The organism is Pseudomonas sp. 3A(2025) (genome assembly GCF_054589175.1).
Genome location: NZ_BAAILM010000031.1, coordinates 143,301 through 156,103 on the forward strand (window position 1 = coordinate 143,301; position 12,803 = coordinate 156,103).

The following is a 12,803-nucleotide window of genomic DNA, read 5'->3' on the forward strand; positions in this document are numbered from 1 at the left end:
AATACAAACGTTTGTTTGAATTGGCCGCAGGCCTTATAAATCCTAGAGGCGGGACCCGTGACTGGCGGATATGTCGTATTGACCGTCCGGGAGGTTGCGGTCAAGATACGGGCGGTTTCGTACTTGCCCAAGGCCCGGTTGCGATTGGGTCAGACCTGTAAAAGGCATGAGGCAGGTACAGTGCAGGCCATTGAATCGATGCATATCGTGGGGCGCATTTTACACACCCCGAGGGCCATTGGCCGGCTTTAAATCGGTTTCAGGCTGGGGTTACACGCTATGCGCCGCGCCTGCGCTCCCCAGGATTGCTTGTTGAGGACGCATTTCAATCGCCTGGTCATGTCCGGGCGACTTCTATTCACCGGAGAGTAACGAGGAATCCATGAAGGTTCTTGTAGCTGTCAAAAGAGTGGTCGACTACAACGTCAAGGTTCGCGTCAAGGCGGACAACTCCGGCGTCGACCTGGCCAACGTCAAGATGTCCATGAACCCTTTCTGCGAAATCGCCGTGGAAGAGGCCGTGCGTCTTAAAGAGAAAGGCGTGGCCAGCGAAATCGTCGTGGTCAGCGTGGGCCCGTCCACCGCTCAGGAACAACTGCGCACCGCGCTGGCGCTGGGCGCTGACCGTGGCGTGCTGGTCGAATCCGCCGAAGAGCTCACCTCTCTGGCCATCGCCAAGCTGCTCAAGGCTGTCGTCGACAAGGAGCAGCCACAACTGGTGATCCTCGGCAAACAGGCCATCGACAGCGATAACAACCAGACCGGCCAGATGCTCGCCGCGTTGAGCGGTTACGCACAAGGCACCTTCGCCTCCAGGGTCGAGATCAGTGGTGACAAGGTTGCCGTGACCCGCGAGATCGACGGCGGTCTGCAGACCGTTTCGCTAAACCTGCCGGCCATCGTCACCACCGACCTGCGCCTGAACGAGCCACGCTACGCCTCCTTGCCCAACATCATGAAGGCCAAGAAGAAGCCGCTCGAAACCCTGACCCCCGAGGCGCTGGGCGTTTCTACCGCGTCGACCAACAAGACCGTCAAGGTTGAAGCTCCGGCTGCACGCAGCGCGGGCATCAAGGTCAAATCGGTGGCCGAACTGGTCGAGAAACTGAAGAACGAAGCGAAGGTAATCTAATGACTATCCTGGTTATCGCTGAACACGACAAAGGCCTGCTGGTGCCTGCCACCCTCAATACCGTGGCCGCAGCCCAGAAAATCGGTGGCGACATCCACGTGCTGGTTGCTGGTGCAGATGTTGCTGGCGTGGCCGAAGCTGCTGCCAAAATTGCTGGCGTTGCCAAGATACTGGTTGCCGACAACGCCGCTTACGCACACCTGCTGCCGGAAAACGTCGCACCGCTGATCGTCGAACTGGCTGCCAGCTACAGCCACGTACTGGCCGCTGCCACCTCCAACGGCAAGAACATCTTGCCGCGTGTGGCGGCACAACTGGATGTCGACCAGATCTCCGAAATCGTTTCGGTTGTATCGCCCGACACCTTCCAGCGCCCGATCTATGCCGGTAACGCGATTGCCACCGTGCAATCGACGGCAGCGGTCAAGGTCATCACCGTACGTACCACCGGTTTTGACCCGGTGGCCGCCGAAGGTGGCTCGGCAGCGGTCGAAGCCTTGGCTGCTGTACATGACGCCGGTAAATCGAGCTTTGTCAGTGAAGAGCTGGCGACCTCCGATCGCCCGGAACTCACTGCCGCCAAGGTGGTGGTGTCCGGTGGTCGCGGCATGCAGAACGGCGAGAACTTCAAGCATCTGTACGCCCTGGCCGACAAGCTCGGTGCTGCGGTGGGTGCATCTCGCGCCGCCGTTGATGCAGGCTTTGTACCCAACGATATGCAGGTCGGTCAGACTGGCAAAATCGTTGCGCCACAGCTGTACATTGCAGTGGGTATTTCCGGTGCCATCCAGCATCTGGCTGGCATGAAAGACTCCAAAGTGATCGTGGCGATCAACAAGGACGAAGAAGCGCCAATCTTCCAGGTGGCTGATTACGGCCTGGTGGCGGACTTGTTCGAAGCAGTCCCTGAGCTGGAAAAACTGGTTTAACCCAGGTTTTTGCTCGCTAGAAAACCCGTCTGGTTCGGTTCATGCGCAAGCATGGTCGAGCCGGCGGGTTTTTTGTTTTTGCCACTGAAAGGTCTTTGCCATGCGAGTTTCATCACCGTTCTGGTTCGCGCTGCTGGGCTCATTGATGTTGCCGGGCGCTGGATGGGCAGCCGGCAAGTGCGAGCGGTTGATTGTGACAGGCAGTCCCGATGCGCCGCCGTATTTGTGGCGTGACCCGCAAGACCCCAGACATTTGATGGGGGCCAACGCCGATTTGCTTGGCCAGGCGCTGAAGACGTTGGGTGTCAGCGTGGAGTTCCTGTACGCCGGCAAGCGCAGTCAGGCGCAGGAAGAGGTACGCAGCGGGCGTATGGACTTGCTCGCCGACGCGCCGCTGAATGCCGCCTGGCTCGATGCTTTTGACTACATTCATCCCGCCGCGACGCATAACGATATCGTGATCTGGGTACGTTCGACGCCAGAGGTGGTCATTCAGACACTGGAAGATTTGCACGGTCGCACGGGGGCTGTTTCGCAGCGCACCCGACTGACGTCGATGTTCGAGAGCGAGGCGGCGCAACATCTGCAATTACAGCGCGTGCCCGGCCTGACTCAGGCGCTGCAAAAGCTGGTGCTGGGGGAAGTGGATTATGTGCTGGCCGGTCGTTATGCCGGGATGGTCATGGCGCAGACACTGGGACTGGCAGATACGTTGCAGGCGCTGCCTGTGGTGGTCGACAGGCCGGGGTTTCACCTCGCCTTGTCGTTCAATTCGGCGTGCAATGATCCATGGCTTCGCGGACAGTTGGCGAAAAAGATGACAGAATCGGCCGCTTCCGGCCTTGCCGATGAAGCCATCAGGCGCAATCTGGATCTGTGGAAAAACCAGTTGCAGCAGCCTGTCTCAAAACAGTAGGAATGTTTTTGTGAGTATTCGTTTTCTGTTCGCCTGCATGGCGACTGTCACGCTGGCCGGTTGTGCCAATGACCCGGCCCCGTCCGAACAAATGAAGCTGACCGAGCAGGCCTTGCATCAGGCCAGGGCGGTGGGTGCCGACCCCGAAGCGCAACCGTCCATGCAGCAAGCCACTGATAAGTTCGCTCAGGCGCGTGCCGATATGCTGGCGCAATCGTATAAGCAGGCGCGCATGCAGGCCGAACAGGCCGAACTCGATGCACGACTGGCCGAGGCCCGTGTGTTGACCCTCAAGAGCGAAGAGCAGCGTGTACAGCTTGAGACTCGCCTGGAACGTCTGCGCAAGCAGTTGAAGGAGGCGCAATGAATCGTCTTGCTCCGGTTTTCGGTGCCTGTCTGCTATTGGGTTTGAGTGGTTGCGCCAGCCAGCATGGCAGCGATCAGGATCTGCAAAAAGCCAGCGCCGACTTTCAAAAGGTCAAAGAAGACACTGACGTGCTGCGCAGTGCGCCCAAGGATGTGATTCGTGCCGGTGAGTCGCTGGCGCGGGCCGAGCGTTTGTCCAGTTATGTGGGCAGTGGTGAGGATGTACGTCACTACGCCTACCTGAGCAGCCGCTACAGTGAGATCGCTCGCGAGCACAGCAACCTGGTGCTCGCGCAGGAAGGGCTGGCGAAAATGGAGCTGGATCGCCAACGCCTGCAACTGGCGCTGCGTGAGGCCAAACTGGCCGGTGCGCAGCGCCAGGGTAAATGGCTTGAGGACCAGATTCTCAGTCTGGCGACGACTCAGAGCGATCGTGGTCTGGTCATGACCCTGGGTGACATGCTGTTCGATGAGGGCGATACCGAGCTCAAAAACTCGGCCAATCGCACGGTGCTCAAGGTTGTGCAGTTCATGCAGCTCAATCCGCGGCGTGTCATCCGCATCGAAGGCTATACCGATAACACCGGTGACCGGCAGGGTAACCTGAAGCTGTCCAGAGAGCGTGCCCAGTCGGTGGCCGATATGCTGGTCGATCTGGGTGTGAACGAAAAACGCGTTCAGGTCGAAGGCTATGGCGAGCAATTTCCAGTGGATGTGAACGCTACCGAGCGTGGTCGGGCACAAAACCGACGTGTGGAAATCGTTTTTTCCGACGATAAAGGGGTGCTCAGCGAGCCTCGTTAAAGCGTTTGTATAAAAAAGCCCGGCCTCGTTTACGACGCCGGGCTTTTTTTGGCTTTAATGCTGGCTCTTTTGGCGTATACACCTGCCAATAATTTCTGTCAGCGTGCACAATGTCCCGCATCTGGAAGAACTGTCCCAGTACACTTTTGCACTGTTATGGTTGTTTTTCCCAAAAAATAAAAAATTGTCGGTCGTTGTGAGGCTGATTCATGACCAATTTGTTGCTTTACCAACGTATCGCCAAGCAGCTTGCCGAAGATATTCGCCGTGGCGTCTACCAGCCGGGAGAGCGTGTGCCTTCGGTACGCAAGATGAGCTCGCAGCTCAATGTCAGCCACGCGACGGTGCTACAGGCCTACGCCAACCTTGAAGATCAGGGGCTGATCCGCGCGCGTCCGCAGTCTGGCTACTACGTGCACCAGACGCCTGCACTGACTGCATCGACTCCCGATATCGCCCGGGTCGAAAGGCCCAGCCTAGTTACGCGCAGCAGTATTATTCAGCAGGTCCTGGTGGAGTCGCGCCGTGAAGGGGTGTTTGCCCTTGGTGCGGCGGTGCCGCATGTGGACTATCTGCCCGTGCGCGCCTTGCACCAGCAACTGGCCAAGGTCACGCGCTTTCATAGCCCGCGCGCATTCAGCTACATGTTCAGCCCGGGTTTCGAGCCATTGCGCCGTCAGGTGGCGATTCGCATGCGCGATGCCGGTGTGGTGGTCGACCCGTCCGAAGTCATCATCACCCACGGTTGCGTCGATGCATTGCAAATGGCCCTTCGGGTCGTGACCCGGCCGGGCGACCTGATCGCTGCCGAGTCGCCGGCCTATTACGGCCTGCTGCAGCTGGCCGATTTGCTTGGGCTGAAAGTCATCGAGATTCCTAGCGATCCGGTGACCGGTATCAGCCTGGAAGCCTTGCAGCTGGCGGCCAATCAATGGTCGATCAAGGCGCTGGTACTGACCGCGCGAACCAGTAACCCGTTGGGTGCGACCATGCCTGAGGAGCGGCAGAAGAACCTGCTGCGCCTGGTGTCGGATTTCGATATCCAGGTCATCGAAGACGATATCTATGGCGAACTGATGTTCGAAATCGGTCGTACCAAGGCGCTCAAGGCATACGATCGCCAGGACCGGGTGATTTACTGCTCCAGCTTCTCCAAGACCCTGTCGCCGGGTGTGCGCATTGGCTGGATGATTCCGGGCGGCAAATTTCACGGTGAGATCCAGCGTTTGCAGACATTCAGTACGCATTCGGCATGCAGCGTGACGCAAATGGGGGTGGCGGCTTATCTGGAAAACGGCGGTTATGACCGGCATCTGCGTTACATTCGCGTGGAGTACCGCAAAAACCTCAGTGCCTATCAGCTGGCGGTTCAGCAATACTTCCCGGAGGGCACGCAAATGAGCCGTCCGGTCGGCGGGTTCATTTTATGGGTCAGTCTGCCAGGGCGGGTCAACACCCAGGAATTGCACGTCAGGGCGCTGGAGCAGGGCATCAGTATCGCACCGGGGCTGATCTTCAGTAATACAGAACAGTTCAATCATTGCATACGCATCAACTGTGGCATGCCCTGGAACCGCGAGGCAGAGCGTGCGCTGATGACATTGGGGATGCTGGCCCGACAATTGTGCCAGGACACGGCAATTGGTTACTGATGGGTACAGATTTTTGTCCCGGTGATCGGGCTGGCGCTTGTCATCAACGCTGCAAAAGGACAGCATGTGGCTTTCTGCCTATTCAATTGTCTGCCTATGAATGCTTTTCGTTGTCTCGGATTGCTTGTTTTTGTGTTGTTGGGCGCTTGTGACAAACACCAGGAACCGGTGGTGCCCAAGCCGAAAACCCAAGCCGCCCAGAGTGCTGCACCTGCCCAGGCGCCTGCTGCGCAGCTGACGCCGGCCATAACGGCGACGCCTATGCCAGTCGCGCCTGTGCTGCCCTCGACCGTGCCTTCCACACTCGACAAGCCGGTGGCTGATGTCGTCACGGGTTCGGTAGCCAGCAAGCCGGCGGCGCCTGTGCATGAACTCACCCCCAACGTGCCTGTGGTGCCGGTGGTGATTGGCAAAGGCGATTCGGGCGTAGCGCCCAAGCCTGCCGAGGTTCGTTCGGACAAGGGCAGCAAGGTTGCCAGGGCCTCGGTGGTCGAGGAGAAAAAAACGTCTGCAAACAAGCCGGCTGCCAAGGCGGTGAGCAAGCGCGAAGAGCAGGTGCAAAAGCGTCAGGCCGCCAAGACCGCTGCAGTGGCCAAAGAAACAGGCCTGGGCAAGACCCGGCTCGACCTGAGTCTGCCACCGGAGCTGGTTCAGGAGCTGGAGCCGCCGCCCAAGGTGATCACGGCACGGCGCAAGCCTCTGTTGCCGCCGATGTTTGGTGACAAGGCCTCATCCAGTGATCCTGAGGGCTTCGAGCTGAATGGCCGGTTGCTGAGCAACGAGATGCAGCTGCAGATGCGCAACGAAAGCCGCCGTGAAGTCGAAGGCGCTGCGCTGGACTTCAAATTCAAGCAATAACGCCCGGTTTGCCGCCAGCTATGGCATTTTCAAGCGCATGTTGGGGCGAGCAATACCGCTATCCTTTCTTCTGACTTTCAAGGTAAATCGCGTCATGGACTGCCGTTTCGGTTGTGGTGCCTGCTGCATCGCGCCCTCCATCACTTCTCCCATTCCTGGCATGCCCGAGGGTAAGCCGGCGGGTGTTCATTGTTTGCATCTGACGGTCGAGTTTCTCTGCGGTCTGTTTGGCAAGCCTGAGCGTCCTGAAGTGTGCGGTCAGTTCAAGGCGGCCGAGGATGTCTGCGGTGTTGACCGGGCGGATGCGATTCGCCTGATCGGCTGGTGGGAACAGGTCACGGCAGTGGCGTGACCGCGTGCGGTCGGCGGCGTGACGGTAAGCTCTTTATGAGGAATGACCCATGGCGTTGCTGTATCGGTTGGCTGTTGCATGTGGTGTAACTGTACTGCTCAGTAGTGGGGCGCATGCCGAAGATTGGCAACTGGCCAAGGATGAAGGCGGTATCAAGGTCTGGCTAAGCGAAGTGCCAGGCTCCAAATACAAGGCCTACCGTGGCGTCACCACACTGGATGTCGGTATCGACAGGCTTCGTGCCCTGCAAGAGGATGTGGCGGGTGCGTGTGCCTGGATTCACGAGTGTGAGTCGCAAAAGCTGCTCAAGCATGAAGGTGACAAGGCTTGGACCTATACCCGGTTCAAGACTCCGTGGCCGGTAACGCCAAGGGATTCGGTGTTGCTGGTCACGACCCGTCAGGAGGCTGATGGCTCGCTCAAGCGTACCTTGCAGGGCGTGCCTGACTATGTGCCAAGAGAGAAGGGTTATGAGCGCGTGGCCCAGGTCGAGGGCTTCTGGCAGTTGACTCCCAAAGGTGCAGGTCGCACCGAAGTGACCTATCAGGTGCACACTGATCCCGGCGGTAGCGTGCCGTCATGGCTGTCCAACAAGTTCGTGGTCGATGCGCCTTTCAATACGCTCAAGGCGCTGAAGGAGAGGGCGGCGAAGCCCTGATTTTTCAGCCGGAAAAACAAAGGGCTGCCCATTGGCAGCCCTTTGCTTGTGCGCTGTCGCTTGCTTACTTGCGGTCCGCCAGCGGCTTGAGGTCGCGCTGCACTTCGCCGGTGTACAGCTGGCGCGGGCGGCCAATCTTGTACGGGCTGGAGAGCATTTCTTTCCAGTGCGAGATCCAGCCGACAGTCCGCGCCAGGGCGAAGATCACGGTGAACATGCTGGTTGGAATGCCGATCGCCTTGAGGATGATCCCCGAGTAGAAGTCGACGTTCGGGTACAGCGAGCGCTCGATGAAGTAAGGATCGGTCAGGGCGATCTCTTCCAGGCGCATGGCCAGTTCAAGCTGCGGATCGTTGTGGATGCCCAGCTCGGCCAGCACTTCGTCGCAGGTCTGCTTCATCACGGTGGCGCGCGGGTCGCGGTTCTTGTAGACGCGGTGACCGAAGCCCATGAGCTTGAACGGATCGTTCTTGTCCTTGGCCTTGGCAATGTAGGTATCGATGTTCGATACATCGCCAATTTCGTCGAGCATGGTCAGCACGGCTTCGTTGGCGCCGCCGTGAGCCGGGCCCCAGAGTGCTGCGATACCGGCTGCGATGCAGGCAAACGGGTTGGCGCCCGAAGAGCCGGCCATGCGCACGGTAGACGTCGAGGCGTTCTGCTCGTGGTCGGCATGCAGGATGAAGATCTTGTCCATGGCCTTGGCCAGGGTCGGACTGATCGGTTTGATCTCGCACGGGGTGTTGAACATCATGTGCAGGAAGTTTTCGGCGTAGCTCAGGTCGTTGCGCGGGTACATCATGGGCTGGCCCATGGAGTACTTGTAGACCATCGCGGCCAGGGTCGGCATTTTGGCGACCAGGCGAATCGCGGAAATCTCGCGGTGCTGCGGGTTATTGATGTCCAGCGAGTCGTGATAGAACGCCGACAGGGCGCCAACCACGCCGCACATGACGGCCATCGGGTGGGCGTCGCGACGGAAACCGTTGAAGAAGGTCTTGAGTTGCTCGTGAACCATGGTGTGATTTTTCACCACTGCCACGAACTGGGCTTTCTGCTCGGCAGTTGGCAGTTCGCCGTTGAGCAGCAGGTAGCAGGTTTCCAGATAGTCCGACTGGCTGGCCAGTTGTTCGATCGGGTAGCCGCGGTGCAGCAGGATGCCCTGGTCACCGTCAATATAGGTGATCTGCGACTCGCAAGAGGCGGTCGACATGAAGCCGGGGTCGAAGGTGAAGCGGCCGGTGGCAGTGAGTCCGCGCACATCGATCACATCGGGACCGACAGTGCCGGTCAGAATGGGCAGCTCGACGGGGGCGGTGCCCTCGATGATCAACTGCGCTTTTTTGTCAGCCATATGGCCTCCTATTTATGCTTCAAATCATCAGACAGGCCCCCCACGCAGGGCCCGCATCACTATAGTGAGATAAATTCTAAAGTCAATTTGCCTAAAGTCGTGTTCCAAAGCCCTTCCGGCACGCAGAATTTTCGTATTATTCCTACTCCTCTACGCCTTTTGCTGCAGTCACGCAATCCGCCGTTTGCGGGGCGTCTTCGCGTTGTCATTAATAGCCTAACTGTCTATACTCGGCGTCCGACTGCCATGGGCTTTAGAGCCCGCTCCAGGTGGTCGTCACTTCGTGGGTAGTGGGTACCTGACCAGTGCACTTCCCAACAACTTGCCCTTGCCTGTTAGGGGCTCTTCAGTGTGAAAAAAAAGCCGTGAAAAGCCAACGACCTGTAAATCTAGACCTAAGGACAATCAAGCTCCCAGTCACTGCTTACACGTCCATTCTTCACCGTGTTTCCGGTGTCATTCTCTTTGTCGGCATTGCCATCATGCTTTATGCATTGGACAAGTCGCTGGCATCCGAGGAAGGTTTCGGTGAAGTAAAAGCGTGTCTGACCAGCCCGCTGGCGAAGCTTGTTATCTGGGGCTTGCTGTCTGCCCTGCTGTATCACCTGGTGGCCGGCGTGCGCCACCTGATCATGGACGCGGGTGTCGGCGAGACGCTGGAAGGCGGCAAGCTGGGGTCCAAAATCGTAATCGTCGTTTCTGTGGTACTGATCGTGCTGGCGGGAGTCTGGATATGGTAACCAACGTCACTAACCTTTCCCGCTCGGGTCTTTACGACTGGATGGCGCAGCGGGTTTCTGCGGTCGTGCTCGCGGCTTACTTCATTTTCCTGATCGGCTACCTCGTTGCTCACCCAGGTCTCGAATATGCCCAGTGGCATGTGCTGTTCTCGACCACCTGGATGCGTATCTTCAGTCTGCTGGCCCTCGTCGGTCTGGGCGCTCACGCCTGGGTCGGCATGTGGACCATCGCTACCGACTACCTGACGCCGATGGCGCTGGGCAAATCGGCAACTGCAGTACGTTTCCTCTTCCAGACCGTATGCGGCGTTGCGATGTTCGCTTACTTCGTCTGGGGCGTGCAGATTCTTTGGGGTATCTGATCAATGGCTAGCACTAACACACTTTCTTTCGACGCCATCATCGTTGGCGGCGGCGGCGCGGGTATGCGCGCAGCCTTGCAACTGGCCCAGGGCGGTCACAAGACTGCCGTGGTCACCAAGGTATTCCCGACCCGTTCGCACACCGTTTCGGCCCAGGGTGGTATCACCTGCGCCATCGCTTCGGCAGACCCGAACGACGACTGGCGCTGGCACATGTACGATACCGTAAAAGGGTCGGACTACATCGGTGACCAGGACGCGATCGAGTACATGTGTCAGGAAGGTCCTGCTGCCGTATTCGAACTCGACCATATGGGTCTGCCGTTCTCGCGTACCGAAACCGGCCGTATCTACCAGCGTCCGTTCGGTGGCCAGTCCAAGGACTTCGGCAAGGGTGGCCAGGCTGCCCGTACCTGCGCCGCTTCCGACCGTACCGGTCACGCGCTGCTGCACACGCTGTATCAGGGCAACCTGAAGGCCGGCACCGTATTCCTCAACGAATACTATGCCGTTGACCTGGTGAAGAATGCCAACGGCGACTTCGTCGGCATCATCGCCATCTGCATCGAAACCGGCGAAACCTCGTACATTCGCTCCAAGGCGACCGTACTGGCCACCGGCGGCGCAGGCCGTATCTATTCCTCCACCACCAATGCCCTGATCAACACTGGCGACGGCGTGGGCATGGCCCTGCGTGCCGGCGTGCCGGTGCAGGACATCGAAATGTGGCAGTTCCACCCGACCGGCATCGCCGGCGCAGGTGTACTGGTTACCGAAGGTTGCCGTGGTGAAGGTGGTTACCTCATCAACAAGCACGGCGAGCGTTTCATGGAGCGTTACGCGCCCAACGCCAAGGACCTTGCCGGTCGTGACGTCGTGGCCCGTTCCATGGTCAAGGAAATCATCGCCGGCAACGGCTGTGGCCCTAACGGCGACCACGTGATGCTCAAGCTCGACCACCTCGGTGAAGAAGTGCTGCACAGCCGTCTGCCAGGTATCTGTGAGCTGTCCAAGACCTTCGCTCACGTTGACCCGGTTCTGGCGCCAGTGCCTGTCGTACCAACCTGCCATTACATGATGGGCGGCGTTGCCACCAACATTCATGGTCAGGCAATGACCCAGGATGCCGACGGCAACGACGTTATCCTGCCAGGTCTGTTCGCAGTCGGTGAAGTGGCGTGCGTATCGGTTCACGGTGCCAACCGTCTGGGCGGCAACTCGCTGCTCGACCTGGTGGTATTCGGTCGCGCTGCCGGCCTGCACCTGGAAAAAGCCCTGTCCGATGGCGTTCAGTACGATGAGGCCACCGAGGCCGATATCGAGCGTGCGCTGGGTCGCCTGAACGCGCTGAACTCGCGTACCGACGGTGAAGACGTGGCAACTCTGCGTCGCGAGCTGCAAAGCTGCATGCAGAACTACTTCGGTGTATTCCGTACCGGCGAATACATGCAGAAGGGTATCGAGCAACTGGCTGGCCTGCGTGCGCGCATCGCCAACGTCAAGATCAACGACAAGTCCCAGGCCTTCAACACCGCGCGTATCGAAGCGCTGGAGCTGCAGAACCTGCTTGAAGTTGCTGAGGCAACTGCCATCGCCGCCGAAGCGCGTAAAGAGTCCCGCGGTGCCCACGCCCGTGAAGACTTCGAAGACCGCGACGACGAAAACTGGCTGTGCCACACCCTGTATTTCCCGGGTGACAAGCGCGTTACCAAGCGTTCAGTCAACTTCGCGCCGAAGACCGTACCGGCGTTTGAACCGAAAATCCGGACTTACTAAGGGTGGCCGCTATGTTGAAAGTCGAAGTTTATCGCTACAACCCCGACACCGACTCGGCGCCCAAGACCCAGGTCTTCGACGTCGACACCGGTGGCAAGGATCTGATGGTGCTGGATGTGCTGGCACTGATCAAGGAACAGGACGAGGGTTTCTCGTACCGTCGCTCGTGCCGTGAGGGTGTGTGCGGTTCCGACGGCATGAACATCAACGGCAAAAACGGCCTGGCATGCATCACGCCGCTGTCGGCTGTGGTCAAGAACAACAAGCTGGTGCTGCGTCCGCTGCCTGGTTTGCCTGTTATTCGTGACCTGGTCGTCGATATGAGCATCTTCTACAAGCAGTACGAGAAGGTGAAGCCTTTCCTGCAGAACGACACGCCGGCTCCGGCCATCGAACGTCTGCAAAGCCCGGAAGAGCGCGAAAAGCTCGACGGTCTGTACGAGTGCATCCTGTGCGCTTGCTGCTCGACCTCGTGCCCGTCCTTCTGGTGGAACCCGGACAAGTTCCTGGGCCCGGCTGCACTGCTGCAGGCTTATCGTTTCCTGGCCGACAGCCGCGACACGTACACCGCAGAGCGTCTTGCTTCGCTGGACGATCCGTTCAGCGTATTCCGCTGCCGCGGCATCATGAACTGCGTCAACGTCTGTCCGAAGGGCCTTAACCCTACCAAGGCGATCGGGCACGTACGCAACATGTTGCTCAGCAGTGGCGTTTGATACACCGTTTTAACCGCTACATCGCTGTACCGTAAGCTGCCATGGCGCGGGCAAACCCGCGCCATGGTTTAACCAGAGTCGTGGCCCGCAAGGCTGCCACTCTAACTTTGAAGAAATGAGACCAGCAGGGGCATCCGGGCTGGTACCCGGACTATCTGCGTGATCCTTGGTGACTTGTTTTGGTCGCT

General features: G+C 58.8%; 14 protein-coding genes. 13 read left to right on the forward strand and 1 reads right to left on the reverse strand.

Features of this window, described 5'->3' with window-relative positions; translation table 11 throughout:
• The first annotated feature begins 382 nt into the window (after positions 1-382).
• The 9 genes from ACYP2A_RS11920 (at position 383) to ACYP2A_RS11960 (ending at position 7,667) form a co-directional block, all read left to right on the forward strand.
• Positions 383-1,132 carry an electron transfer flavoprotein subunit beta/FixA family protein gene (locus tag ACYP2A_RS11920; RefSeq protein ID WP_459745190.1) on the forward strand — a complete coding sequence of 250 codons (750 nt, stop codon included), beginning with the start codon at positions 383-385 and terminating at the stop codon, positions 1,130-1,132.
• Complete coding sequence (locus tag ACYP2A_RS11925; protein WP_459745191.1) at positions 1,132-2,061, forward strand: electron transfer flavoprotein subunit alpha/FixB family protein; 930 nt, start codon at positions 1,132-1,134, stop codon at positions 2,059-2,061. Before ACYP2A_RS11920 ends, ACYP2A_RS11925 begins: the two co-directional genes overlap by 1 nt.
• Positions 2,062-2,161: 100 nt before the next feature.
• The gene (locus tag ACYP2A_RS11930; protein ID WP_459745192.1) at positions 2,162-2,977 is read left to right on the forward strand and encodes a substrate-binding periplasmic protein; all 816 of its coding nucleotides are present in this window, start codon (positions 2,162-2,164) and stop codon (positions 2,975-2,977) included.
• Positions 2,978-2,987: 10 nt separating this feature from the next.
• Positions 2,988-3,344: a DUF4398 domain-containing protein gene (locus ACYP2A_RS11935; protein ID WP_459745193.1), complete on the forward strand. Its 357-nt coding sequence runs from the start codon at positions 2,988-2,990 to the stop codon at positions 3,342-3,344.
• Positions 3,341-4,147, forward strand: coding sequence for an OmpA family protein (locus ACYP2A_RS11940; protein ID WP_459745194.1), 807 nt, complete (start codon positions 3,341-3,343; stop codon positions 4,145-4,147). Before ACYP2A_RS11935 ends, ACYP2A_RS11940 begins: the two co-directional genes overlap by 4 nt.
• Positions 4,148-4,356: 209 nt before the next feature.
• Positions 4,357-5,799 carry an aminotransferase-like domain-containing protein gene (locus ACYP2A_RS11945; protein ID WP_459745195.1) on the forward strand — a complete coding sequence of 481 codons (1,443 nt, stop codon included), beginning with the start codon at positions 4,357-4,359 and terminating at the stop codon, positions 5,797-5,799.
• A 261-nt stretch (positions 5,800-6,060) separates the two neighbouring features.
• Complete coding sequence (locus ACYP2A_RS11950) at positions 6,061-6,657, forward strand: translation initiation factor 2 (RefSeq protein ID WP_459745196.1); 597 nt, start codon at positions 6,061-6,063, stop codon at positions 6,655-6,657.
• A gap of 94 nt (positions 6,658-6,751) precedes the next feature.
• Positions 6,752-7,009: a YkgJ family cysteine cluster protein gene (locus tag ACYP2A_RS11955; protein ID WP_459745257.1), complete on the forward strand. Its 258-nt coding sequence runs from the start codon at positions 6,752-6,754 to the stop codon at positions 7,007-7,009.
• A gap of 49 nt (positions 7,010-7,058) precedes the next feature.
• The gene (locus ACYP2A_RS11960) at positions 7,059-7,667 is read left to right on the forward strand and encodes an START domain-containing protein (RefSeq protein WP_459745197.1); all 609 of its coding nucleotides are present in this window, start codon (positions 7,059-7,061) and stop codon (positions 7,665-7,667) included.
• A 64-nt stretch (positions 7,668-7,731) separates the two neighbouring features.
• On the opposite strand, the gene gltA is transcribed toward ACYP2A_RS11960, so the two are convergent.
• Positions 7,732-9,021 carry a citrate synthase gene (gene gltA / locus ACYP2A_RS11965; RefSeq protein WP_459745198.1) on the reverse strand — a complete coding sequence of 430 codons (1,290 nt, stop codon included), beginning with the start codon at positions 9,019-9,021 and terminating at the stop codon, positions 7,732-7,734.
• Between the two features lie 365 nt (positions 9,022-9,386).
• Here gltA and sdhC point away from each other — a divergent pair, with 365 nt between their 5' ends.
• Genes sdhC through ACYP2A_RS11985 form a run of 4 tightly spaced genes read left to right on the forward strand, consistent with a single transcriptional unit; the run spans position 9,387 to position 12,615 of the window.
• Positions 9,387-9,761: a succinate dehydrogenase, cytochrome b556 subunit gene (sdhC, locus tag ACYP2A_RS11970; protein WP_459745199.1), complete on the forward strand. Its 375-nt coding sequence runs from the start codon at positions 9,387-9,389 to the stop codon at positions 9,759-9,761.
• Positions 9,755-10,123: a succinate dehydrogenase, hydrophobic membrane anchor protein gene (sdhD, locus tag ACYP2A_RS11975; protein ID WP_459745200.1), complete on the forward strand. Its 369-nt coding sequence runs from the start codon at positions 9,755-9,757 to the stop codon at positions 10,121-10,123. Before sdhC ends, sdhD begins: the two co-directional genes overlap by 7 nt.
• Before the next feature lie 3 nt (positions 10,124-10,126).
• Complete coding sequence (sdhA, locus tag ACYP2A_RS11980; protein ID WP_459745201.1) at positions 10,127-11,899, forward strand: succinate dehydrogenase flavoprotein subunit; 1,773 nt, start codon at positions 10,127-10,129, stop codon at positions 11,897-11,899.
• An 11-nt stretch (positions 11,900-11,910) separates the two neighbouring features.
• Positions 11,911-12,615 carry a succinate dehydrogenase iron-sulfur subunit gene (locus ACYP2A_RS11985; RefSeq protein ID WP_459745202.1) on the forward strand — a complete coding sequence of 235 codons (705 nt, stop codon included), beginning with the start codon at positions 11,911-11,913 and terminating at the stop codon, positions 12,613-12,615.
• The last annotated feature ends 188 nt before the right edge of the window (positions 12,616-12,803 follow it).